The sequence below is a fragment of the Chromobacterium sp. Panama genome (assembly GCF_003052555.1).
Lineage (GTDB): Bacteria > Pseudomonadota > Gammaproteobacteria > Burkholderiales > Chromobacteriaceae > Chromobacterium.
The window spans coordinates 4,355,945-4,381,237 of sequence record NZ_QARX01000001.1 but is presented as its reverse complement, the minus strand read 5'-3'; the positions used below and the strand labels follow the sequence as shown (position 1 = coordinate 4,381,237).

Genomic DNA, 25,293 nt, shown 5'->3' with positions numbered 1-25,293 from the left:
CGCGGCCGGCGCTTGTCAAAGCCGAAGCGGCGCTGCTATGATCGCGAAACTTTCGAAACGAAACATAAAATGACCAAGCGAAACACTCAGCAACGCCGTCACGCCATCGCCGCCCTGGTGCAGGAACGCGGCGAGGTCAGCGTGGACGAGCTGACCAAGCGCTTCTCCACCTCCGAAGTGACCATACGCAAAGACCTGGCCCTGCTGGAAACCGGCGGCCTGCTGCTGCGCCGCTACGGCGGCGCGGTGTCCTTACCGTCGGAGATGGTGGTCGAGGAAGACGCGGAGCAGGTTTCAAAACGAAAGATCGCCATCGCCCGCGCCGCCGCCGAGCGGCTGCGCGACCACAACCGCGTGATCATAGACAGCGGCACCACCACCAGCGCGATGATTCCGCTGCTGGGCAATAAGCGCGGCCTGGTGGTGATGGCCAACTCCCTGAACGTGGCCGGCGCGCTGCGCGAACTGGAGAACGAACCCACGCTGCTGATGACCGGCGGCACCTGGGACCCGCATTCCGAATCCTTTCAGGGCCAGGTGGCGGAACAGGTGCTGCGTTCCTATGATTTTGATCAGCTGTTCATCGGCGCGGACGGCATCGACCTGGAGCGCGGCACCACCACCTTCAATGAACTGGTGGGCTTGTCGCGCGTAATGGCCGAAGTGGCGCGCGAAGTCATCGTGATGGTGGAGTCGGAAAAGATAGGCCGGCGCATCCCCAATCTGGAATTGCCGTGGGAGCGCATTCATACCCTGGTGACCGACGACGCCTTGTCGGAGGAGGCCAGAACCCAAATTCAGGCGAAGGGCATTGCGCTGATCTGCGCGTCCTCGCCCGCTGATAGTCCAAGGAGAAAGTAATGTGCGGCATTGTCGGCGCCATCGCGGCGCGTAATGTGGTTCCGGTATTGGTGGACGGCCTGAAGCGGCTGGAATACCGCGGCTACGACTCCGCCGGCGTGGCGGTCTTGGCCGGCGACGCCATCCGTCGCGTGCGCCGCGTCGGCCGTGTCGCGGAGATGGAAAACGCCGCGGCGGAAGAAAGCCTGCAAGGTCAGGTGGGCATCGGCCACACCCGCTGGGCCACCCATGGCGGCGTCACCGAACCCAACGCCCACCCGCACGTATCCTTCGGCAAGATCGCCGTGGTGCACAACGGCATCATCGAAAACCACGAAGAGCAGCGCGAACGCCTGAAAGGCCTGGGCTACGCCTTCGAATCCCAGACCGACACCGAAGTCATCGCTCACCTGGTGCATCACTACTACCAGGCCGGCGACAGCCTGTTCGACGCGGTCAAGCGCGCCAGCCGCGAGCTGACTGGCGCTTACGCCATCGGCGTGATCGCGGTGGACCGCCCGGACGAACTGGTGTGCGCGCGCATGGGCTGCCCGCTGCTGGTGGGCCTGGGCGACGGCGAGAACTTCATCGCCTCCGACGTCTCCGCCATCGTATCCGCCACCCGCCGCGTGATCTTCCTGGAAGAGGGCGATATCGGCAGGCTGACCCGCGACGGCGTGGAACTGCTGGACAAGGACGACCAGCCGGCGCAGCGCCCGGTGCACGTGTCCGACGTGTCGCTGGCCTCGCTGGAACTGGGCCCGTACAGCCACTTCATGCAGAAGGAAATCCACGAACAGCCGAAGGCGCTGTCCGACACCATAGACGCGGTGCAGGACTACGGCTTCAATCCTGAGCTGTTCGGCGAGCGCGCCGGCGAAGTGCTGCCGCAGCTGGAAGGCGTCAAGATCCTGGCCTGCGGCACCAGCTACTACGCCGGCCTGACCGCCAAATACTGGATCGAAACCATCGCCGGCGTGCAGTGCGATGTGGAAATCGCCAGCGAATACCGCTACCGCAGCGCCTGGGCCAACCCCAATTACCTGGTGACCACCATCTCCCAATCCGGCGAGACGCTGGACACCATGGAAGCGCTGAAATACGCCAAGGAACTGGGCCACCGCTACGCACTGTCTATCTGCAATGTGCGCGAATCCGCGATTCCGCGCGCCAGCGAACTGGTGTTCTTCACCCGCGCCGGCGCCGAGATCGGCGTGGCTTCCACCAAGGCCTTCACCACCCAATTGGTGGGCCTGTTCGCGCTGGCGGTGACCCTGGGCAAGATGCGCGGCAAGGTCAGCGCGGCCGACGAGGCGCGCTACCTGGACGAACTGCGCCACCTGCCGGGCAGCGTGCAGCACGCGCTGAACCTGGAACCGCAGATCAAGGCTTGGGCCGACAAGTTCGCCGCCAAGGACAATGCGCTGTTCCTGGGCCGCGGCCTGCATTTCCCCATCGCGCTGGAAGGCGCGCTCAAGCTGAAGGAAATCTCCTACATCCACGCCGAAGCTTACCCGGCCGGCGAGCTCAAGCACGGCCCGCTGGCGCTGGTGGACGAGGATATGCCGGTGGTGGTGATCGCCCCCAACGACGCGCTGCTGGAAAAGGTGAAATCCAATATGCAGGAAGTGCGCGCGCGCGGCGGCGAGCTGTTTGTGTTCGCGGACCTGGACAGCCATTTCAGCGAATCCGACGGCGTGCACGTGATCCGCACCCCGCGCCATGTCGGCGTGCTCAGCCCGGTGGTGCACGCCATCCCGGTGCAGATGCTGGCCTACCACGTGGCGCTGGCGCGCGGCACCGATGTCGACAAGCCGCGCAATCTGGCCAAGAGCGTGACGGTGGAGTGAGGTTTGCGCCAGGCATTGACTAGTTGAGTAATTGCAAATATGTTTGCACTGTTGTAAAAGTGTTTGCACTATTGCAAATATGTCTGCACTACTTGTTGCCTCCTGCCGTATGAAAGGCCCACCGTTAGTAGCGCAGTGCTGATATGAAGGAATAAGGTCTGTCGGGACGGAATAGTGTCTGTCGGAGAGATGATTGGGAACAATAACATCAGCAATGCCAATGGCATAGAGGACTTTTTGCTGATTTCATGAACAAGAAGAGGCCCTTCGGGGTCTCTGACTACGCCAAGTAAAGTCTGTCGAATCCAAATAAAGTTCGTCGGAGTCTGAGCAAAGCAAAGGGGCCGTTGGCCCCTTCTACTTTTTCGGCTGACGGGCGTGCCGAGGCGCCGGAGGTGAGCTCATGTAGGGTGAGTGCTTTTCAGCCTTATGTGGAGCTTCACGTAACCGAGGCGTCAACATAGTCTGCACTAGCGGGCACCTCCTCTACCAGAGTGGACGTCAGCTTTACCCCCCTGCACACACCCCAGCATCGGTACTGAACACGGTTAGTCAATCCAATTCCAATGCAGTGGGGTCCTTGTCAAGCTGCTCGGTAAGTACCGAGACAAGCAATGCATGGTCTGCGTGCTGGGGCAATCAAGATACGGTCACGACACCCACGCAACCACAGCCCATCACGTGTAGAGGGAATGCGTGTCATTAGGCATGGGGATCACAATCAGTTCGATCTATTCACAGGCGAACAGCGTCTGGAGAGATGCGAACACAGGCAAATCAGGCCAGTCGATCCCGACCTTGTCCGGATCTCGGCCATTGCAGCTGTCAGCGTCGGCTCAGACAAACGAGCGGTGTGTTTCTGTTTGCCGACGTCGAGGAAGTTCGCTGCCTAATGGAGATATCAGCCCACGAGTCGGATAGTGTCCTGTTAAATGGTGGGGTTAAATCCACACAATAGCTCAGCCGGGGCGAACTTAGGCACCGTCGACCAATTAGGATCCGCAGATCAATAAAATTGATCAATTAGCCGCGAGAGCTGTGCGAAGTGCAATCGCTCAAAATGATCGGGATGGAGCGTGGGACATAAGTAGGATGCTAAGAACGACAGCGGGCTATCAGTCGGCTGCCCCACATAGGTCTGCCGCACTGCAGGATGGTGGCTGAACTCCCAGACGCCAATCTGGTCATTGAGCAAGGCGGCTAAGTACTCCGTTGGCGCCTCCAAAAGAAAAGGGAACAATTGAGTTCTAACCTCGTCTCCGGCGGGCTCAAAGCAACCAGAATTCACGTTGAAAGTTAGATTCGTGATGTGCTGACGGTCGATTAAACGAAGCAGGAGGCGATGAGGTCCGAGAGGATGCCCCCCAAAACGATGGCAGTTCACGAGCATTCGTCCGAGCGGTGCCAATAACAGTGGAACTTGAAGTTGTTGTAGCAGCCCCAAAACGTCGGGCTCCTTCACTGGCTTATATGCACATACAGTGCGCCCTGTCCCGCCATGTGGATTGAACTCTTGCTGCATCATCGACGTCATTCGGCCGTGGCTAAGCTGCCACCCTATACCCGCCCACGCGAGGTGAACGTCTACTCCGTTAGAGAGGGCACGTAACGCTCGTTGAGCTCCATCCGAATGCACTGCATCGAATTCAATTCGACTCGAAACACCGTGCGCGCGAAATGCGAAGTCGGTCCCGGTAAAAATGACAGAGGGCACAGGTACTTCCAACGCATTCAAGTCCACCAGGGAACTGTAGTAAGACGCAAGTGGTGCACGAGGATCTTCGGTCTTTCGTATATTGCTGAAGAACCCCGCGCGTCGGCCGTCCATTAATTGTGAATTGTTGGTGAGCACCGCAGCGTCTATCCTCCCAGGCACATCTGCGATTGTCGATGGGTGTCCTTCAGCCTGCAAGAAAACGCTTCCCATCTCGTGCCGCACCCAAAGACTTGCGGACGCCCGTTCCCATCGATGTTCGCCTCTGTAGCGGCGTAAGAACTGAAAGCTGAAATCCCCGATACGAATTGGCTCGCCGATGCGCACAGTGCATGTCTGGAGACCTATGGCTTCCAAGACTCTCCGAACCACGGCTGGCTGCCAGCTATGAAGGTAGACGGTCGGGGGGGACACACTCCGTGCCAAGTGGGCAAGGCTGGGAAGGTCGAAGTGGTCGGTATGGTGGCAAGTCAGAAACACAGCATTGATGGACCGATTCCATTCTGTCCAAAGCTGCGGCCCATCTACTTCCGCATGCATCAGCGAGGAAGCCCCAAATGTGCCGAAGAGGACTGGATCCACCAATATCGAAGCGTGATCAGAAGTTACCAACCAACTCTGATGCCCTAGGGAACGAAGCTCCATCGTCATTGCATCCTGGCAAGGCAATTGGTCGCAAGCTCAGGCCGCACCTGCTCCCCAAAGTAGGCATAGAGGAACGATGCCAAATTGGTGAGGGTGTGGCGCGGCGGATGCCAGCACTTGATCCCTTTCCCTGCAATATCCCAAATTTCTACATCTCCTGCGATCATCGCAGCGAAGTCCTGTAGATGGCAGATGAGTCCAAAGGGGGCCTGCCGCACCAATCCATTCAGCTCAGTCGCTTCGATGCGATTAAAGCGACCTTCGATTCCTTTCAATGCGTAGACGAGGGGAACTGCATCATCAGCGTCACGCAACATCGCCAATATCGTGACGTAATCGGTCTCATGTTCAGCCTGCCACCAATACTCTGACAGCAGTGACATTCCTAACGCTATCTCCAGCCTCGGCAACTCGCCCTGTACCAATGCCTCACAATCACTTTGCGAGCGGCCGGACAACTGTTGGGTTACCACAGCTTCAAACAAGGGAGGCCGGGCTTGTGCGAATGAAAGTGTTGGATCCGGTTGTGTCTCTTTCTTTCGTACGTGAACGTGTACGTCGCCATCTTGCACCCAGACTAGGTCGCCAGGCCAAGGCGCCTCATACGCCAATTGAGGGGCCAGCAGGTGCCCAAGGCGGGACAGTTCTTGCTGGTCACAGAAAGGCCAATGCAGCGTTTCGTCAAACCGGCGTATTCCGCCCCCGCCAACGATGACCTTAGGCCTAATTTGATCAATGGGAGAAGGTAAAGTAGTCAACTCGAATAGCAAATCGAGACCTGCGATGCCACTAGGGCCCGCAATGGTTCCTATGCTGTCCAGAGGCCCAAAGTGGCCAGGCGGCATTATGTAGGCGTTATTGGAGATAGCAATAGCACTGGGAGGTGGCACCAGATTTCGTTCTAGCTCTTCCAGGTACTCTATTGAAACGAGCGCGTCGACCGACATGAAGATCCCATCAGAGAGATCAGGCGAGGCCGACAGCAGTGGCTGGGATACCCGTTGTTCCCAAAATGCGGTCGCTGGATCACACGGATAAAGGCAAATGGAGATGCCATTGATATCAAAGCGAATTAGATAGTCGCAGCGATGTACGATGTGCCCGAGCTCTCTTACCGCCCGTTCCAAGTATGCTGGAAATACTGGACCGACATAGACGTTTGAGCAGGGCGGCAGAAGCCTCAAAGATCCAAGATGCACATGATCTGAGTGCTCGTGGGTGAGCAGCACGTGAGTGCAAAGCAAGTGTTCAGGGGTGACTACCGGGGCGTGGGGGTGCACCTGAAATGGCTGCACCGCACTGTTGCCGAAAGTCGGCAACAGCAGCGGATCAATCAACAGGCCATGCTCGCCGACGGATACGTACCAAGCGTTATGCCCGATGTACTCCAAGCGCAATGCCGGTTGAGCGCGCATCTATCGAACGTAATACTTATCGACAACGAACGCGCTGGCGTCACTCTCCGCAGCGAGCCGGCTAGAAATTGCAGCGTGCGTGTCCTTCTTGCTAGGAGTGACGAGTACTGTGGGCGATACGTTCGCCTCCATGAGGATGGCTCTTTCCGACCCACGCAAGTCCCATCTGTGAAAATGTGCGTGATCACATTGCAGGAAGTTCATGGCCATGCGACGGGTTGGAATACCCAGCAGAACCCCTGTAACCTGCTCTATTACGGAACCATGGGTTACTACGATCATGCGGTCAAGTCCAAGACCTTGGGCGGCGACGAGCCACGACCGAACACGGCGACGCTGTGACAATAATGATTCAGACCCATGCTGGGCCTCAGCAGGAGCGCGCCATGCATCGAGCTGCCATTGACGATAATGGTCCAGATTTTCGAAGCGCTGACTTCCGTGGCGCCTATCGCCGATTCTCGGCTCCAACGACACCTTCAATCCGAGTGCATGCCCCACTTCCTCGGCAGTGAGCACACACCGCTTAGCAGGGCTCGATATCAGCGTCGTTGCCCGGGTGGGCCGCAAAGTCTTTAGCTTGGCTGCAAGCTGCTGAGCTTGCGTTTGGCCTGTAGAGGTCAGCTCAGTATCTGCAATAAACTGTTCGTCGATTGACTTTTGTGCTTCAGGCAGCACATTTTGCGCGTGCCGGACAAGAATCAGTTCCATCTCAGCCACCTCTCAGAAAACTCATGCCCGCAACTGACGGACACAACTGTACTAACATGCCTCGCACGCCGGTAGGTCAACGGTTGAAACCTCACATGCCTGTTTCCGCCTATCAGTGCTCCTCACCGACATCCCACATGCACATGTAACACATACATTCCAAAAACATAGATGGCAACGGCATTAATACAAGTGGAATTTTAGTATTACTTCGAGTTACGGCGGATGTGGTCAGTCAGCTTTTAGGGGGACGATAGTGCAACCCAGATGCTGCCGATGTGCTCGAACGAAGTTGAGTGACAGCAGGAAGGTGACTGCTGTCCTTCTCCACTGAAGACAGTTTCATTTCAGACTTATTTACCGTAATCAATGTCAGCTGCCGACATGACATAGGACATTTAACCGAGCGTACGTCCAGCTCAGGTCGAACAGCTGCCGACCTGGCTGACGCAACGTCAGTTGCGTCGGCCAAGCCAACATTAGGCTATCTACCTACCTGCTACTTGTGCTGAGGTGAAGTCGGGCCAGTGAGAGTGGCGGTAAAACGTCGACTGTGACTCAGATCAGAGATGCAATTTGTAATGGCCAGTTTACAAAGAAATCTGGACACGCCCATTTCAGAGACGTGACCAATCAAAAGCTTGATTTCAGTTGCGTTGCCTATATGTAACTTACATATTCACCAGGTCATCATGCTGTTGTTGGCACAATATATGGTTGTATTTTGTTAACTTTGGTGTATATATTGTATAAATGGCTCGGTGCTAGAACGATTGGATATCTGTGTTTGGCTGTAGCGGTGCGCTACCAGAGGGGGTGAAATGGCAAGTCGGAAATGGGACAGGAATGAAGCTGAGCGGCGCATCGACACTCGGATGGCTGAGGTTGAGGAAGTCACTATCAAAGAATACGCGCGTGAAACCGACCTGACGGGGCTTCCAACTGGGACAGCTTACCGGGTGGATGGCGTTCATCTCTACATCGACATTCTGAATATCGATGAAATGCTGGACTCCGGTGGAGTGCGAGCTCACCGGCGAACCTTGCGCTTTTTGAACCTGCACTACCGGGCGGTACGCAATATTCTTCTTGATGTCGAAGCCATCCAGGTTGATTTCCACAATCAGCGCTTGCATGCGGTCTTCGCCAAACCCTATGGAGATGAAGTCGCTCGTATCCATAAGGCTGTAGCTACTGCAAAACTGATCTGTGATGTTTTGGCGCGCACAGGTGAAGATAGCGATGATCCTTTGCCTGCCGCGCAAGTACGTGTGGGCATTGACTCTGGAAAAGCCTTGGCAGTTACGAATGGCCGACGTGGTAGTAGGGAGCCGTTGTTCTTGGGTGAACCCGCGAATCTGGCAGCGAAGCTTTCTGGTGGTGGGACCGCTACCGGAATCTACATGACCAACTCTGCGCGCAGTACTGTGGAGTGGGCATCCGTCAAGGATGAGAAAGCTACCAAGCTTTCTGACAAGCAGGTGGAAGAGTCGCAGGACAAGGCTAACCTCGGAATCACAGTAGATGATGTGATTGCGGACTGGGAGGGTGATTTGGACAAGAATCCGATCGGCTCTTTCGATTTCACTCGCCATACCCCACCTTTCGGTAGCCTTGATCTCGACTTGCTGTCACCCAAGAACTCTCGTCGCCAGGAGGCTACCTCCATTTACGCGGATATTGATGGCTTTACAAAGTACGTTGCTGAACGTATTGAAGATGACGAATCGGCGAAGGATGTCGTCAGGACACTTCATGTGCTGAGAGCGGAGCTCGACTCGGTTCTGTATAACGACTTTGCAGGTCTCAAGATCCGTTTTATCGGTGATTGTGTACACGGAATCCTGGTTGAGGGAACCGCGCATACAACAGATGACGATGAGACTGCGAAGAACGCCATGCTCTGTGCGGCGGCCATGCGCAGCAGTTTCGAGTTGGCCATGGAGACCCTTGCGGAAGAAGGCGTCGATGCCGGGAATCTTGGATTGGCAATCGGCCTGGAGCATGGATTTTTGGCTGTAACAAGGCTTGGCATTAAAGGAGAGATGATCCGCTGCTGTATTAGCAGGTCGGTCCTTAGCTCTGAAGACGAGCAGCTTCGTTGCGATGGATCTGAAACTGCTATCGGGCCGGAACTTAACAAGTCAGCCCCGGATGCTTTCAAAGAGCTGTTTGGTGAGGAAAGAATCAGGTCGGGTTTTGACTATGATGAAGCCACCCTCAGTCTGGAGAAAAAGACAAAGGCATCGACCGCACGTACAGAGGGCAATTTGCTCCGCCCTGCTACCGTTGCGACCGCTGTGGCAAGCACCGCTACCGCAGGGTTTAGTTTCCCCTCGCAAGCAGCATCTCCGTCTAAAATTCCGCCGGGCTTTGCCTGATGTGGTTCGTCAGTAACCTTGAGAGACTTGATGCCGAGATGGCGGCTCTTAAGGTATTGAGTTCCGCGGGCTGGATAGACCAGGCCGAGTGGCAGGTCGAACGGGAGAGCGGCACGTTACGAGTTAAGCTCGATTTTCGCGTGGGCGAAAAAGTATACGAAGCTTGGCTCTCCTATCCGCATGTATTTCCCTGGGCACCTCCACAGATAGTACCTCGCAGAGAAGGAGAGCTTTGGTCGGGGCATCAATGGGGTGTCGGAGGCGAACTGTGCTTGCAGATCCGTTCAGACAATTGGAGCCCCCTCTGCACTGGCGCTGACATGGTCCGTAGTGCACGTTCGCTGCTGTTGACCGAGTGCGCCTCCGATGAGAAGGGGCATCGGCGGACCGCACCTAGCGCTCATGTGTTGAGCGAAGGGCAGCAAATGCTCTGGCAATTCCGGCGTTTGGTAGTTATGCCTGCCTTCCTGAATAAGCTGATGGAGCAGCCTGCAGGATGTCGATGTCGCCTTGCTATCTCCTTCAGCGAGAATGCAATGATTTATACTCCGGCCACCCTTATGCTGGCCGATGGAACAGAGTGGGCGGACCCTAGTGTCCCCGCTTCATTTAGGGGGCGTGCCTTTACTAATGGTTATGCGTTTCCCCTTGCCACTGACGATGCCAATGCGAGCCTTGCAAAACGGCCTGATGCACTCACTGCTACCGAACTATGGTCGCAGTTCTCAGTTGAGCCGTTGACGGAAGATATGGTGCTGTTTCTCGCTCTTCCTGAGGAAGTCTATTGTCATTACCTGGATGCCAAAAAAGACACCATTTCGAAGGTCGGGATACTTAAGCAGGAGTATGCGGCACGGCTATCTCCATCAAATGCGGTCCTTGCTTCAAAACGTATTGGACTGATCGGCGCTGGCTCCATGGGGAGTAAGGTTGCCGCGAGCATTGCGCGTGCTGGGGCTCGGAAATTTCTGGTCATTGATGATGACTTACTGACTGATGGTAACTTGGTAAGGCATGATTTGGATTGGAATTCAGTCGGTGCGCATAAAGCCGAAGCAATAAAAAAACGGTTAGAGCTGATCGCTCCAGGTATTGATGTTCAAGTATTGCGCATGAAGTTAGGTGGGCAAACCTCAACGAAGCTGCTGCTATCTGCTCTTTCTAACTTGGGCACCTGTGACCTTATTGTTGATGCTAGCGGTAGTGCCGATGGTTTCAACTATGCCGCGGCGGCTGCGGAGAACTATGGCATCCCAATGGTCTGGGGTTCCGTGTTTGCGGGCGGATATGGGGGGTACATCGCCCGTAGCCGTCCAAGAGTTGACCCTGGGCCGTTTGCAGCTCGTACAGAAATTAGTAATTGGTGTGCCAATCCTGAGTTTCCTGAGCCCCCGGCAGCGGCAGAAATAGATTATGGGGCCGGAAAGGAAGGTCAACCGCCAATGATTGCAGATGATGCGGATGTTTCCGTCATCGCTTCTCATTTGGCGAAGTTTGCCATTGATCTTCTGGTCAAACCCGACTCATCCAGTTACCCCTACTCGGCTTACATGATTGGGCTGAGAGCTGAATGGATTTTCACCGAGCCATTTGCGACATTTCCCATCCCATTTACAGGCGGGTCTTCAAATACCTCCTCATCGTTACCGCTCCCTGTAGGAGAGTTCGGCAAGATTGCCCGCCAATATATGAGAATAATGTCATGATCGAGGTCGTGCTAAATAAGCGGTGCGTGAACAAATTAAGGCGAGAGCTAAGGCGAGCTGGCTCGAAGGAGATTGGTGGGATACTTGCTGGCCAAGATCTTGGCGATGGCCGTTTTCTTGTCCTCGATTTATCGGTGCAGCGGGATGGCTCCTTTTCCCACTTTCGGCGTAGCTCTCCAAAGCATCACCAATTCATGAGGCAATTCTTTGAGCGTACAGGACATGACTACCAAAGATTTAACTACTTAGGTGAATGGCATTCTCATCCAAGTTTTCCTGCCCTACCGAGCCAAACTGATTTTTCTCAAATGCAGAAGCTCATTGAAGAACGGGATCAAAATGCCCAGTTCTTAGTTCTTCTTGTAGTGAAAATGCCAAAATCAATTATCGAAGCAAGTGCATATGCCTTCAGGCGCTGCCAATCTCCACTGCGTATTGGTCTGTCAAGTACAGAGACTGGTAACATCACTGATTCTGCTAGTTATTGGGAAAAACAGCAGAAGCATGGGAAGGTGTTTGGGAGAAGTGGTCGTGCATGTTTAAAGAAAGCATTAAACGTGCTTGAGAAATTTATCAAATAGTTTGAGGGATGGAAATGTTAAAGCGGTTTGAGGGGGATGCTGGAAAGCGAATTCGGCTGGATTCACTCAAAAGATTGAGAATGATCAGTGGTAATACCGAATTAGCAAATGAGATAGATGGCCGCATTGCACTAATTGAGTATCAGGCCGGTGACAGGCTAATCGAGCAGGGGGAATATGATAATGATGTATATTTTATTCTCGCCGGCACTGTGTCCATATGTGTGAACGGCAAGGTGGTGGCCACTCGCCACGCGGGTGACCATGTTGGGGAGATGGCTGTCATCGAGCCAACTCAACCGCGTTCGGCAACGGTCATAGCAGACAATGTAACCGTTGTGGCAAAAATTAGCGAAGCTGATCTAGCTGAACTTGGACAGCGCTACCCAGAGATCTACATGACTCTCGCTAAAGAGCTGTCGAAGCGATTGCTGCAACGTAATAATCTCATAGGTGCGGCACGCGAGAAGATTCGTGTGTTCATTATTTCATCCGTGGAAGGCTTGCCGATCGCTCGCAAAGTACAGGCCGCGTTCGAGCATGATCCATTCCTCGTGACGGTGTGGACTGATGGGGTCTTCCGCATTGCAGGATATGCTCTGGCAAGCTTGGAAGAGGCTGTTAATGAGTCGGATTTTGCAATTGCAATTGCCCACGAAGATGATGTGACTAGATCGCGTGGTAAGCAGTGGCCGGCACCACGAGACAATGTGGTATTTGAACTCGGTATGTTCGTCGGGCGCCTGGGCAGGGAGCGAGCCATATTGATGGAACCGCGCGATGTTGACGTTAAGCTGCCGAGCGATCTCGCCGGTGTGACGACGGTGCCATACCGGTTTGAGGCTGGGAAAGACGCTTCAGCGCTGCTGGCGCCAGCATGTGACAAGTTGCGTGATCATATCCGCCGACTAGGGCCAAATGTTTGAGGAATGAATCTAAAACATCATTTTTGGCTTATCAAATAAGTATGCGGGGAATTAAAGCTTAAGTATAGGTTCTATACTTTTATCGCTGGAGGATATGGCGTTGCCTTTTTATGACTCAGTTTTGTCTTTTTTTGGGCTGGCTCGCGAGGAGGAGCTATTAGCTGCTAATCAAAAAATTTCTCAACTATCCGAGATTTTGCAGCGACTCAAGATATCTTCTGCAAACTTAGATAGCCAGCTCAAAGAGGCACGACTTGCTTTGTTGCGAGTTGAGGATAAATATGAGCAACAAGTAGGCCGCGGAAAATTAATGAGAAAGCAACTGGACTGGTGTTCCATGAGATTGGTGGAGTTTCCTATTGAGACTCCTGTCAATTTTCAGAAAAACACTTTAATTAATTTGGAGAGTTTTCTAGGCGGCGGTGCAAGATTTTCTGATCTTGGTGATCCAAGAAAGTTTTCTTCACCAGCGCAATGGCTGCTATATTGGTGCATGGCTCATGCATCGGATGCGGCTGTAGAGGCCACATCAGGAGCAAAGAATGAAGATGGTGTTTCTAGAGCTTTTCTCGATGAGTTAAGCCAACAGGCAAAAACGGCATCATCGTTTTTGGATGGTGGAGGGGGGCTGCAAATTGCCTATAACGCCATATTTGAGCAATGTGAGCCTGCAATGAAGGAGGCTGCTGTTGGTGCTGATATCCTCCTAATTGTTGCTGGGAGTCCCTTGATTTCAGATGGGTTGGCAAGAGTATTTTGGATTCAAGCAAAAAGATCTGATTCTGGATTTAATCTCAGATTCGACCAGGAGAATAAAAATGGCTTACAGGTTGAGGCCCTTTCGAGGGTTCATGACCCGATAAGGGGAGCGTTCGGGCTGTATATGCAATATGCCAAAGAACTTCCTTATGTGCCTTCGGTGCCGGTCAGCAAGCTTTCATGGACTGATGGAAAGTATTCTGCAGATCTATCTGCTATTGGGGTACGCTTGCCTGAGTTTCTTGTTATGTGTACTGGTAAATACCGTAATGTTGGATCGTTTGCTGACATAGGTGCTCTAAAAGCTTACCTTGAAGAAGTATCTGAAATGAAGCCGCTTTACATTGTTACTGCTATGGCGGATGGGCCTGAATATAGTCAGAAATTGTCTAAAAACCATCTTCTCTCTACAATTTCAGATTACTATCGGGAGAAACTTGGAATTGCTAAATCACATCAAAGGGAAAAGGGGCGAGAGAGGGAGCGTGGTTTTGAGCTTGGGATGTAGAAATATTTTTTAAATTTAAATTCTTGATCTAAGAAAATAATGGAACTTAAGGCAATGAAAAATGGTTGTCCTTTACTTGAGTCCAGTGTTCGGCCGAGTTGAGAATGTAGACGGTGGACGTGAAAAGACAAAAAGCAGCGATTCCGCTGCTTTTTGTCTTAGATCGTTAGAAATTGATTTGTACGCGAATCCACCAGAGGCGGATGGAAATTTTCACGCGAGGCTTCATTGGTGATCTCCTATTGAAAAAGGATTCACCAGCGTGGTCCATATAGCCTATGCTGCTTTATACTATTCATACCTAAATTCAAAGGTACAAATATCGCTGGAGTGGAAAATTCCTAGGCTACAATCGACTGTTTCACGTGAATTTCAAGCGAAACAGGGCACTTTTGATAGTGCGCAGGTAAAGGCTGCATTGCGCGGCAGCTCGCAGTAATGATTACAGCGGGTCAGCTAAAAATTGTCAAGAGTTTCCCGCCTAAACCAGTCAGTCAACTGGAAGTGGAGACATTTTTTGAGAGGAAGGACGCATGTTGGTCTTCTTGGATACTGAGTTTACCGACTTCATCGATTGTGAGCTGATTAGCATCGGCATGGTCAGTGAGGATGGCCAACATGAGCTCTATCTAGAGGTGCAGGACTTCGACCGCTTGAAGTGCAATGCGTTTGTACAGGCTGCCGTATGGTCGCAACTTGGGCGGGTAGATGGGGCGAGTGTGTCCAAGGCTGAATTGCCCGGACGGTTGCGTCAGTGGTTCGATTCGCTGCCACAGGAGGTGGTGTTAGCGTGCGATTCACAACATGACCGTGACTTACTTGATGATGTCCTAGACGGGCTTTGGCCAGAGAACCTCGCAGGCTGGCTCGACCTGAGACAGTTCCAAGTTAATCCTACATTTGATCGCGCCGTGGCTGCGTACCATGCGGCGACTGGTCAGTCTTGGCATCATGCCTTGTACGATGCTCATGCCCATCGTGCGGGCTGGCTTGCAGCCTCCAATGCTTGCTAGGTGAGGCTCTTCATCCCTGCTACTAAAGTTAGATCGTCAATCAAAGACAGCAGTTTATTCGGGCGAGCCGCGCTCAAATTATTGCGACAGTTGTACTACTCCGGTAATCCGCTTACTCGCTTACGGTGAACACGTGCTCGGTGTAAGCGCTTACCTTGTCAATACAGCTGTGCTACTTAATATTTAAAATATTTGAATCAGTGTATGTCTCTATCAAATTGAAGTCGTTTTGAAATTATTGCTTTTCGTATTTTGTAGCCCATGTATCAATGTCCTCAATAGAAGCTGTGGCCAAAAAATCCAAAATTTCTCGGCGATGGCTTTCTTCGGTGTAAAACAAACGCGGCAAGCCAGCTCTTCTGGTTCTCCTCAAAAGAGCATCGTAATTTATATCCATTTCCTTGGCGATCATCGGTAGGCTACCGTTGTTTTTTAAATATATGGGAAGAATTTCACGCCTCAAACGTTGTCCAGTAGTAAGGGGGGGCTTCCACTTTTCTTTTACTTGCTCACTTAATGGCCGGAAAAATTCAGAAAGCCCATGTTTGGAATCATCGAAGAGCGCTGCAAGCGCAACAGCATATGTAACGCCATGGCTTACCTGAGAGCGGCAAGCACCATCAATCGGGACGAATTGACTGCCAGCAGATTTTACAGCTAGTTCAGGCCAAATTTGACAAAGCCAAGTAATTGGCAAGTGTTGTTTTATATAATCACTGAGCGTCGGTCGTACACCTACTATACCAATTCTTAAACCAACTTTTCTCATTGAGTTACCAAGCGCACAGGAAGCGGTGAATCTACATGTTCTTTTTCCATCTGCAAGGAATCTTAAGGCTATCTTCGTGTAGCGAGCCACGACAGGATGCGCATGAAGGGCCTCAAGATCATGCGATACTTGATGGCTATTCCCGATCCATCGGCAAGGCGAATATTCAAAAGCTGCTTTGTCAGTTACATAGGAAAGGGCGTTTCCATGATCTGGGCAAACGTACATGCCAGGAAGTTGGTGAACCCTTCGCCAATATGGAACGCGATCAATGTCAACGCAGTTGACACAGTAGTAAGCACCGCCTCGTTCGTGGACTAATGCTGATCGCTGCTGTGCACTTGCCACCTTGGCAAAGGAGCAAGTTTCTTGCTGGTTCTGTGCTGCGACTCGATTAAACGGAAGCATTGAATGCTGTCGAACATATTCGGCTGAGTCAAAGCCAATGAAATCCGAGATTAGTTTGTAAATAGGGTCTGGACTTCCATCTTTTATGCCTCCTCGATTAAAATGATCCAAAGCGCGAAAAAGCTGTGCAGAGGTATCCAAGCCATTTATAAGTCGTAGCCGCCCAATGTGCCCCGCAATGAATTCATCAGGCAAGGGGGCAGCAGTCAAAAATTTCATATTTTAAATAGGTATGTCAAGGCGGGCAGAGGCACTTAGTAATGAAAACCAAGCGATACTCTTCTAGGTATGGGAATATTTAATATTAAAGTGGAAGGTTGTCTGTTGAAGCTAGAAATTTGCATGATAAAACCTCATTTAGCATGCGGTGTGTCAAAGGAAGGCGCTCGAGCTTGCTGAGTTTCGGTCGGAGTGACGGTGCGTGCTGGTAAATTAATTGCAGAGTCAAGCGTCGATTTGGGATTTGTTCAACTAGCATAATGGCCACATTCTTGACTAGTAATGCCAACTCGTGATCACGTCGATCCCAATCTACTTTGCTATTATTTCCCAAGCTTAATGGGGGTAATGAAGAGGTGAATTGAATAAGCCAAGCTCGATCATTGCGGTAAAGCCATGCATATGCACCAGGCTCCAGTAGTCTTATGGCTTTGATGCCAAAACTAGGGTTGGCTATTCGAACTGCTTCAAGAAGCCTGCGCTTTTCGTTTCTAGCATTTCTCTCTCGAGCTGCGTGCCATTCTTGCTGAAGGCCAGGTTCAGTTCGCAGGGTTGTAGTGATGGTTTGGATGGAGAGGTCATACCTATCTGCTAAAATTTTCTTTGCACAGCCCTGACGTAATTCGTTGATTAATTTTTCTCTAATTTCAGGATTAATTTTTTTGGGGCGTCGTTTGATTGTTATATTTTCCTTGGCGGCCCAAGCCATTGCAGTATTCGTGTCAATGCCAAAATCTTTCGCCGCAGAATGAATGGATTTACCCGATTGAATAAGATCAATAAATGATTTTCGACGACCAATCAAATCGCTACGTTTTTCTGGCGGGAAGATTGATATGGTCGAACTGCAGTCATCCCTCACGTCTTTGTAATTGAGCTTCTGGTAAGTAGTCCAGAAATCCTCCCATGACTTGAAAAGCCACATAATGATGGCCAAATGCCGCAAGGGGTGAGCTAAAGAGTCTGATCTGCGGAGTAACCGACCTAATTGTGATTCTGCTTCTGTCAATGAGGAAGGTAGCGCTTCCAATTCAGGAATACACCGTAAGGGAAACAATGATTCGAGAAATGCGTGGGAGGCCGTTTCCAATTTTAGCCGATTCCCCACTCGTAAATCCAATGCCTCTAAGCGTTCCAGGTACGCCTGCCTCAAATAGATGGGGTGTATCGTACTGTGCAGAGGAAGATTCGTCGCCTCCATGGAGAGGGTTCCCAGCGCAGTCACGGTCGCAGCAGAGGTGTCCATTCGGTTCGTAGGACTGGGCGGACTTAAAATTGCAGTTGTTGGGAGGAACCACAGAAAGCGACCGACCCCAGTTGATTTGACATTGGATACCAACAGCCACTCTCTATGTACAGGGCATACCCACATCCCAGGCAGTTGGTGAATTCTGTGCCAGTACGAAACATCATGGTATTGCACATCTTCCCGCATGCATTGTGGACATGCTTTCAACGGATGGTTGGCACCAAATCGAGAGGTAAGCAGACCTAGCCGGTACTTCAATGATCCCAGGCCTTCTCCTCGGCAGGTGGCAACGGTGTCAGCCTGTTGCTGAAGGGATTTCCATGGCAGGTAAAACGGTAACAATGTGTGTTGAGTAATGATCTGTTGCACATCACCGAAACAGCCTTCTGTCCGCTTAACAAATTCATCAAGTCGGCTTGGTAGATCGTGCTGAGCACCGCGCTGAGGGTGTCCGAAGAGCACGCTGCATGTCGTGCGCGCTAGCACATTACCCACAATCACATGGTACCGACTGCATAGGCTAAACAGCGTCTCGTCAGGCAGCCAACTGGTGACAGCGTTGGTTCCCAATGTGGGGAGTTGAAGATAGGTATCGTGGCTCATCGTACATCGGACATTTGATGCATTAAGGGGCTGCTAAATATTGTTCATTAATACAAAGATAATTGGAAGAGGAAAATGAGTATTTTTTATAGTAAAAATAACAATAATATTTAATGAGTCAAATATTTATTTGTACGTGTCATGTATTGAAATTGATGGTTTTTGTATTATTCAATGTTAAATTTGATGTTATTTGGAAAAACTATTTTTCTATATGTGAAATTTACCCTATCGTTTGATCGGATTGTAAGGAATGTGATTGGATTGGCGGCTATGAAACATGATGTGCTGAGCTTAGAAGATGTACGGAGCCAGTTCGAACAAGAGGGCGTTACCGTAACGGAATGGGCCCATGCACATGGGTTTCGCCGCGAGGATGTCTATGCTGTGCTAAATGGCCGTACAAAAGGGAGGCATGGCGCATCCCACCGTATTGCAATTGCCCTTGGGCTAAAGCAGGCGGAGAAGACAAGCAAGCTCAAGACCGCTTCATAGGATGCGTTAAACGGGTACTTTAAGATACGCGAGGAGTAGGGAATGTGATGTTACATCGGTAAGTTTGGGTCGAGGAAAGCACAAAGGCCATTTTCTCTGCAAAGAAAATGGCCTTTTTGGATATGCATGTCATATTGGATCTGACATACCTATCCTGTGACAAAAAAGCCAGTCTGTCAAGGCCGGTTGGGAATCAGCACGCCCATTTGCCTGTGATTCTTCCTCATGAAGTGCTTGAACGAGGAAACCACATGCTCAGGGTGGCGGCATAGACGTCCGCACGCCTTGGCAGCTACAGGATACCGCATGGCAACTTCCAAAGGGCTAACGGCCCAACGCCTAGAAAAAATACTTGAACGCCAAAGTGTCCCTCGATGGGGAAAGGATTACCAGCCCGCTGTTCAAGCTTCTGCGCAGGAGGCCCCTCGCGATAGCCGTCCGGAAACCGTTTATTCCTCTTTGCTTGCGCGCGATATACATTGCATGTCCGAGCCCGAGATGTTTGCAGCGTTCCTTGCCCTCTACAATCCGAGGCTATTCGACTTGCATGAGCAAAAAATGCTGTCGATGCTCCCATCTCCTCACCCCCTAACTACTCACCCGTTCGCCACCGGAATGCTGCTGCCACCTGTTCAAGGGACAGTGAAGGTTATGGAACGGCTTGGTGTGCTGAATAAGCATCCAATGGTAGAGGTCGTAGTCAGCAAAGATCCGTTCATCACGCAATGGCAACCCTTTCCTTATTTAGGAGACTTTTTACTATTTTTGCTTGATGATTTCAACATCCCTTACTGTGTCAATTGGACCGTGAAAAAGGATGCTTTGGGATATAAGCAGCGTGGGATTGGCAGGATTCTTAATCCCATGTATGCAAAAGAAGAAGAAGCGAAAGCCGAGAAAAGGCATGTAATGGAGGAGGAATATCACAAGGACGCATCCATTAGAACTATCAGGGTTACATGGACAGATATTGATGAGGAGGCGGCTGAAAATCTCCGCGTTCTATGTGGATACTCACGCGAAATGCTTGTTTCGTTAAAACCTGCTCAATATCAGGAATTGGTTTGCGACTTCAACGATATGGTGAATTGTCGAGTCGCTCCATTCAGTGTATTTGCACCGCTTGCCGCTAAATATAAATGCCGGCCTGAAGAGGTTCGAGTGGCATTGCATCAGGCTATTTGGAAGAGACAGCTTCGAGTCGATCTTTTTCGTCCAATTCTTGCCAATCATCCCCTCCATGAAGAAGAGTGCGACATTCTCGATGTCTATAAAAATTGGTTCGAGGGCTGAGTATGCAAATTGGGACTCAGCTTCTGGCGCCGGATGGATTTCATCATTTGGAAAAGGGGATCACTTACTCGCTTCTAAAGAATGATTCAAAACGAAACCGAGTACTTTTGTTGGTATTTTCTGAGGGGAAGCCGGCTGTAGAGTTAGTGGAGATAAACCGCCGTTTTTTTGAGGATGGTTGTGTTGGAAAATTAATCGTTGAGAAGGAAAATCAGGCCACCATGCCTCCGTGGCTAAAGAGCTATGAAGAGCTTTCCCTAACTGCAATCGAACGCAATCGAAAGTATCAGGCCAAAAAAACATATCGTGAAGTGGTGAACGATCGGTTTGATGCTATCGCTGCGCTAATTGAAAACGTTGATGCTGTCCTTAGCGCAGAAGATCCGTGTGTAATGATCAATAAGCATGCAGCAAAAAACAGGAAAAATGAAACAAGAATAAGATTGTGGTTTTTTACCTATCTTGCCTTTGGGGAAAAGCTTGAGGTTCTACTGCCACAAAAAGTAGAGACATGGAATCGAGATGAAAAACTAAATACGAAGAAACTGGGAAGAAAATCTTCTGTGACGGGTGGGGAGTCCGGGTTTCGTGTTACACAAGAAATGAAGAAATTAATTATTGATTCCTTTGCGAAGCTTGCAATATTGGGTAGGAAAATTGGTGATATATATGCGGAGGCAATGGTTCGATTTTTCAAATGTAAGGTCACGGTAGATCAGAATGGCGGTAAGAGATTTATATACGGAGGAAAGCCTTACCCGACATATGATCAGTATACTTATCATCTCTATAAAGAGATTGGTAAGGAGGCGGTCCATATAAAAATTTATGGTGAAGTTAGAGTCCGACGAACCAAGGGCTCCTCAGAAGGACGATTCTCCGAGAGAGTGAGTAACTTGCTCGAGATTATAGAAAGTGATGGTTACTATTGTAAGGATCGTCCTCGCGGTTTTCTGGAGGGGAGTGTATTGCCACCACTGGTTGTGGTTCGAATAGTTTGCCACGTATCTGGATTGGTGCTTGGTATTGGATTCTCTTTTGGTAGCGAAACGCATATCGCTTACCGTTTGGCATTGTTTTGCATGGCGGTACCTAAAGAATTTTTTTGTTCCTTGTTTGGAATGAAAATCAAAAAAGAACAGTGGCCCAATCACGGTAGATCTCCGCACCTGATTACGGACAAGGGGCCTGGCGCTAAGCTGGACATTATCCCTGATGGCCCATATCGGTTTGCAATTAAAGGGTTACCCCCCTCTTATAGTGGACAGAGTAAAGCTACTTCCGAATCATCCCATCCGCGTGATACCAAAACAGAAGGTGAACCAGTCTACATTGCCAGTGATTTGAATCCTGTTCAAATGGCTCGTCGGGAAATTAAACGTGTGCTTGTGGATAATTCATGTTCTGATGCAGATAATAGACGGACGCCTGAAATGATCGCGGATAATGTATTTCCTAATCCAATTGGAGTCTGGAATTTTTTGGACCAGAGAGGGCGAACTTGCGCCTTGCCAATTTCCATTCAAGATGCTGTCCGAACATATCTTACGCCTATCAAGCTGACGGTGCAGCATGACGGCTTATATTATCGCACCCAACGTTTTGACTCTAGGTCTCTGCGCGAGACGGGCTTGATTGAACGTGTTTCACGAGGGCAGAACGCTGACTGTAATGGATATATGCTTGACTGTTGTCTGCGCTATTTATGGGCTGAGATAGATGGAAAGATTATCCTGTTGGCGGCTAAATTGCCAATTCGAGATTCAGAAGAGCAGCTTTTTATGAGTTCGGTTGAGCTTGAAACTATGGAAGAGCAAAGAAATAAGCAGAAGCCTATGTTTCGTATTCATAAGCTTGCAACAAAGGCAGAGGCATACCTGGAATTTGAAAGGCTCACCGGGAAGAAATGGCATTCTGGTAGTCAGAAGAAAGGAAGCCCCGGCAAGGGAGGTGCCTTGCAGCAACGCGAAGCCAATGAAGCAAAATCCATATTGTCTCCTAAAAAGAAAGCGTCATGAATAATCAGAATCCTTGGGTTGATCGCTTTGTTCCATTGCTGGATGATGATGCTATTCGAAGCAGAGTCAAGGTGGCCCCTGAGCCTTTGATGAGGTTGGTGGATCTTTCTGTCGGTGAGGCGGTAGCTGAAATAGAAAGTCGGTTAAAGCAGATCTATCTTCCGACTGATCAGAACGTACGCATAATAAGGTGGATTATTGATTATATATTTGGCTGCGTAAAAGATCGCTATAGCAATAGATCAGCATTTCTTCGTGATGTATATAACCCGACTTATAAAGATGATAAGCTTCCGTCTGCTTATTGCCTGTCTGGCCTTGCCGGAGTCGGAAAAAGCGTCCTTTTAGAAGCACTCCAAAAGGTGTTGCCAGCAGACTTTGAAGTTGATGTTGGTGAGGGTCATGACCCCTTCCCTGTCCGATCATGTTGGTATGTAAGATTATCAGCTGATGCTTCGTTGTCAGACTTGCTTTCTCCGTATGTTCAAGGGCTCGGTGAGGAGAATACTCGACCGCGTAACTTAATCCGGCGTTGTCATGATCGAGCTTTTCGTGATGGAGTTGGATTGTTGATTGCTGATGAGTTTCAACATTTAAATGCTGGTGAACATGCGAATGCTCTAGTTACTAAATATTTGCTGAAATTCAGATCGATTGGTGTGCCTTTTGTATTTTCCGCTAACTATAGCTTAGGCCATCGCTTGTCCAGAAGGCCGCAGGAAGATAAGCAGCGTTTGTTATCAAGTCCAATTGTGTTATTGCCTGAGGATCCTCGTGGTGAAGATTGGGTGAAATATCTTCATGAAATTAAACGAGTGCTTGGTGGGTTTTTTTTCGTTGACCCTGTTCAGGATCGAGCGGCTATGTTTAATTATTCCGCTGGGTTGCCTAGGTTGGTAAATAATTTGATTGCTATTGCATATAAAATTTCTAGGGGAAATGGGAAAGTGGTGATTACCATTGAAGACGTTTGTACCGCCTACCAGTCGTTAGAATTTACAATTAATCGATGCGATGTGATGAAGCTTAATGAAATATCAATCGTGGGCTCGATGGCTAAGTTCTCAAAGGCAGACTCTCATCTTATATGTCCATTTGAACTGCCAAAGAGTAAAGTGCAGGCTGTCGCTGAGCATCTTCAGGAGGAACGTGAGCGACGCGTATGGGAGGCTGGATTGAACTCTTCGCTGACGGAGGAAGAACGTAAAAATTGTGACAAGTTGGCTGGTTCTAAAAAAGCTGAGCAGAATTCAGGTAAATCTAATAAGACTAGTACTGTCTTTTCTATGCGTACAAAAAAACCAAAATCTGCGGATGAGATTATTGCGGCTGCTCAAGAGTTTCAGAACTCCATTCTGTCTAAGAAGACATGATATATCTGAGGTAGTATTTTAAAAATATTTTAGAATTTTGTTGGATATTGTAGTAATGATCAAATTTGTGCTGGTGGGCTAAGGGAACGGCAATGATAAACCGAATTGTTCAGCACTTGATGAGAGAGACTCCAAGGGGCCAGCCTCTGGATTCTGTATTGCTGAGCGAACTTGGTGTTAGCGTTCATTTAGCATCCCATCTCGTCGAGGAAGGATGGATATATAGGTTGTCGTCGGGAGCTTATCTTTTAACAGGAGATAAGCCAACAAGAGACGGCACGATTGCATTTCTAGGTAGACGGATCAAGGGGCTTCATGTCGGTGGGAAAACAGCACTGGCTTGGTATGGCGTTCGCCATAATATACCTTTCCGAGAGAAGGTCGTGCTGTGGGGACAAACAAAATACAAATTTCCTCCTTGGGTTGAAGAGGTAATGCTTTTTTCCTACCAAACCACTTCTATATTTAATGAAGACTTTCCTTATAGCTCACGGATAAAGCCAATGCCTTACGGCAATCCGAATGTTTTAGTTTCCTGCCCCGAGCGGGCTCTTCTTGAGCTAGCGAGTGAGGTCGGAAAGGGACAATCCATGGAAGAGGTTCGTAATCTTGCCGTCATGTTACGCAACCTTAGACCGGCTGTTTTGGTTGAACTAATGAATTACTGCAGCAGAGTAAAAGTCGTTAAACTGGTTTGCAAGCTTGGGGTGGAGGCGGGTTACTCGTGGGGTAATGAGGTATTGAAGTATGATTTTTTTCGTCGTAAGGTCTAAATATAAATGCTCGATATATCCTTTTTAATTGAATGAATCTTGAATGTCTGGCCTTGATTGTTCGGTTTCATGTCTATGTGTTAGGGGATTGATTGTGCGTAATTTTTCGTGAATTTCTAATTGCTGCCAAGAATGGACCTCGTATTTACTTTGCGCCACTTGTTTATTCATTCAAATGGATCAGAAATAAGATGCAGCGATATGCGGCGAAACGTTAAAAGAAGAGTATCGTCGACCTCTTTGTCCGACACTCAGCTTATTATCACTATAATACCAAAGCCGCCTGCACCCAATAAATTTCCCCCACCTTTTATACGGCAGTGATGAGATGGTCGGATTGGGTGTCAGAATTTGCGCCTCCAAGCTGAGCAATAAATCTCCATATTGTTCATTGGGGTCCAAAAGCGTTTCTCCCACATCTCTCTTCCATCGCTAGACTGTTTGACGTCTTTATGCATGGAGTCGTATACCGCTTTTGTGATCCAGAGTGGCTTGTCGGATAGATTCGTGAGCTTTGCTGCGTAGTTGGCTGCTCGTCCGATCCAGACAAGGTCGTTGTATCCACGTACTCCGATTCGAGCTGCTCGCAGTTGACTAGTGTCTACCCCTATCACGTGTCTCAGTTTGAAGTTAGTGTTGGGGTACTGTTTGGTAATCCCAGGTTGAATGATCTGCTCAACTGCGTAGTTGATTTTCATGGCTGCTCGCACCGCGGATGTGTTCTTTGATGAGCTGGTAAAAATAGCCATGATACGATCGCCGTCATAGGCAGTTACCACGCCATCTTCGGCTGCAATGATTCGTGCGGCACAGCGAAGGTAGGCTTTGTAAATCTCCGCACTGAATGACCATTGGTAGTTGTCTACCATATTCGTTGAACCGTCTAGATCTGCATAGAGAACCGTAGCAGTTTCAAGGTCCTTTGCGTGATTTGATAGTCGCAGTTGAATGGGATCGGGAACGCCCTTGGTTTTCTCAACCATCCACTGCTCTTTTAGTATCTGTGTGATCTCAGATTCTAAGTCTTCTTTAAGTGGCATATTC

At 50.0% G+C, this 25,293-nt stretch carries 19 protein-coding genes and 1 pseudogene; 13 read left to right on the top strand and 7 right to left on the bottom strand.

What is annotated here, in order from left to right:
• Positions 1 to 69: 69 nt before the first annotated feature.
• Both DB032_RS19660 and glmS read left to right on the top strand, forming a co-directional pair.
• Positions 70 to 861: a DeoR/GlpR family DNA-binding transcription regulator gene (locus DB032_RS19660; protein WP_107800954.1), complete on the top strand. Its 792-nt coding sequence runs from the start codon at positions 70 to 72 to the stop codon at positions 859 to 861.
• The gene (gene glmS / locus DB032_RS19655; RefSeq protein WP_107800953.1) at positions 861 to 2,690 is read left to right on the top strand and encodes a glutamine--fructose-6-phosphate transaminase (isomerizing); all 1,830 of its coding nucleotides are present in this window, start codon (positions 861 to 863) and stop codon (positions 2,688 to 2,690) included. Before DB032_RS19660 ends, glmS begins: the two co-directional genes overlap by 1 nt.
• Before the next feature lie 1,006 nt (positions 2,691 to 3,696).
• Here glmS and DB032_RS24680 read toward each other — a convergent pair.
• The 4 genes and pseudogenes from DB032_RS24680 to DB032_RS19640 form a co-directional block, all read right to left on the bottom strand.
• On the bottom strand, positions 3,697 to 4,542 hold the full coding sequence (locus DB032_RS24680; RefSeq protein WP_233246749.1) for a hypothetical protein: 846 nt from the start codon (positions 4,540 to 4,542) through the stop codon (positions 3,697 to 3,699).
• Between the two features lie 138 nt (positions 4,543 to 4,680).
• A pseudogene (locus DB032_RS24910) lies at positions 4,681 to 5,049 on the bottom strand (MBL fold metallo-hydrolase); the annotation flags it as partial.
• 2 nt (positions 5,050 to 5,051) lie between these two features.
• Positions 5,052 to 6,464 carry an MBL fold metallo-hydrolase gene (locus DB032_RS19645; protein WP_107800951.1) on the bottom strand — a complete coding sequence of 471 codons (1,413 nt, stop codon included), beginning with the start codon at positions 6,462 to 6,464 and terminating at the stop codon, positions 5,052 to 5,054.
• Positions 6,465 to 7,175: a histidine phosphatase family protein gene (locus DB032_RS19640; RefSeq protein ID WP_107800950.1), complete on the bottom strand. Its 711-nt coding sequence runs from the start codon at positions 7,173 to 7,175 to the stop codon at positions 6,465 to 6,467.
• 821 nt (positions 7,176 to 7,996) lie between these two features.
• On the opposite strand from DB032_RS19640, the gene DB032_RS19635 reads away from it, so the two are divergent.
• The 6 genes from DB032_RS19635 to DB032_RS19610 all read left to right on the top strand — a co-directional run bounded on the left by DB032_RS19635 (position 7,997) and on the right by DB032_RS19610 (position 15,049).
• Complete coding sequence (locus DB032_RS19635) at positions 7,997 to 9,556, top strand: adenylate/guanylate cyclase domain-containing protein (protein WP_107800949.1); 1,560 nt, start codon at positions 7,997 to 7,999, stop codon at positions 9,554 to 9,556.
• A 425-nt stretch (positions 9,557 to 9,981) separates the two neighbouring features.
• A complete protein-coding gene (locus tag DB032_RS19630; RefSeq protein ID WP_233246748.1) occupies positions 9,982 to 11,262 on the top strand; it encodes a ThiF family adenylyltransferase in 1,281 nt (426 codons plus the stop codon).
• Positions 11,259 to 11,843: a Mov34/MPN/PAD-1 family protein gene (locus DB032_RS19625; protein ID WP_158274375.1), complete on the top strand. Its 585-nt coding sequence runs from the start codon at positions 11,259 to 11,261 to the stop codon at positions 11,841 to 11,843. Before DB032_RS19630 ends, DB032_RS19625 begins: the two co-directional genes overlap by 4 nt.
• 80 nt (positions 11,844 to 11,923) lie before the next feature.
• Positions 11,924 to 12,769 carry a TIR domain-containing protein gene (locus DB032_RS19620; protein ID WP_199225944.1) on the top strand — a complete coding sequence of 282 codons (846 nt, stop codon included), beginning with the start codon at positions 11,924 to 11,926 and terminating at the stop codon, positions 12,767 to 12,769.
• 94 nt (positions 12,770 to 12,863) lie between these two features.
• Positions 12,864 to 14,036: a hypothetical protein gene (locus DB032_RS19615; RefSeq protein WP_233246747.1), complete on the top strand. Its 1,173-nt coding sequence runs from the start codon at positions 12,864 to 12,866 to the stop codon at positions 14,034 to 14,036.
• 533 nt (positions 14,037 to 14,569) lie between these two features.
• The gene (locus DB032_RS19610) at positions 14,570 to 15,049 is read left to right on the top strand and encodes a 3'-5' exoribonuclease (RefSeq protein ID WP_107800945.1); all 480 of its coding nucleotides are present in this window, start codon (positions 14,570 to 14,572) and stop codon (positions 15,047 to 15,049) included.
• A 235-nt stretch (positions 15,050 to 15,284) separates the two neighbouring features.
• Here DB032_RS19610 and DB032_RS19605 read toward each other — a convergent pair whose 3' ends face one another.
• Positions 15,285 to 16,445, bottom strand: a complete 1,161-nt coding sequence (locus tag DB032_RS19605; protein WP_107800944.1) for a TniQ family protein — start codon at positions 16,443 to 16,445, stop codon at positions 15,285 to 15,287.
• A gap of 85 nt (positions 16,446 to 16,530) precedes the next feature.
• Positions 16,531 to 18,297 carry a TnsD family Tn7-like transposition protein gene (locus DB032_RS19600; RefSeq protein WP_107800943.1) on the bottom strand — a complete coding sequence of 589 codons (1,767 nt, stop codon included), beginning with the start codon at positions 18,295 to 18,297 and terminating at the stop codon, positions 16,531 to 16,533.
• Between the two features lie 174 nt (positions 18,298 to 18,471).
• On the opposite strand from DB032_RS19600, the gene DB032_RS19595 reads away from it, so the two are divergent.
• The 5 genes from DB032_RS19595 (at position 18,472) to DB032_RS19580 (ending at position 24,249) form a co-directional block, all read left to right on the top strand.
• On the top strand, positions 18,472 to 18,792 hold the full coding sequence (locus DB032_RS19595; protein ID WP_370445207.1) for a DNA-binding protein: 321 nt from the start codon (positions 18,472 to 18,474) through the stop codon (positions 18,790 to 18,792).
• A gap of 306 nt (positions 18,793 to 19,098) precedes the next feature.
• Positions 19,099 to 20,085 (top strand): hypothetical protein, encoded by a 987-nt coding sequence (locus DB032_RS23940; RefSeq protein WP_146176753.1) that lies wholly within the window; start codon positions 19,099 to 19,101, stop codon positions 20,083 to 20,085.
• 2 nt (positions 20,086 to 20,087) lie between these two features.
• On the top strand, positions 20,088 to 22,103 hold the full coding sequence (locus DB032_RS23935; protein WP_146176752.1) for a transposase: 2,016 nt from the start codon (positions 20,088 to 20,090) through the stop codon (positions 22,101 to 22,103).
• On the top strand, positions 22,100 to 23,476 hold the full coding sequence (locus DB032_RS19585) for an ATP-binding protein (protein ID WP_107800941.1): 1,377 nt from the start codon (positions 22,100 to 22,102) through the stop codon (positions 23,474 to 23,476). Before DB032_RS23935 ends, DB032_RS19585 begins: the two co-directional genes overlap by 4 nt.
• Before the next feature lie 92 nt (positions 23,477 to 23,568).
• Positions 23,569 to 24,249: a type IV toxin-antitoxin system AbiEi family antitoxin domain-containing protein gene (locus DB032_RS19580; RefSeq protein ID WP_107800940.1), complete on the top strand. Its 681-nt coding sequence runs from the start codon at positions 23,569 to 23,571 to the stop codon at positions 24,247 to 24,249.
• Positions 24,250 to 24,593: 344 nt separating this feature from the next.
• On the opposite strand, the gene DB032_RS19575 is transcribed toward DB032_RS19580, so the two are convergent.
• Complete coding sequence (locus DB032_RS19575) at positions 24,594 to 25,289, bottom strand: adenylate/guanylate cyclase domain-containing protein (RefSeq protein ID WP_107800939.1); 696 nt, start codon at positions 25,287 to 25,289, stop codon at positions 24,594 to 24,596.
• Positions 25,290 to 25,293: the final 4 nt, after the last annotated feature.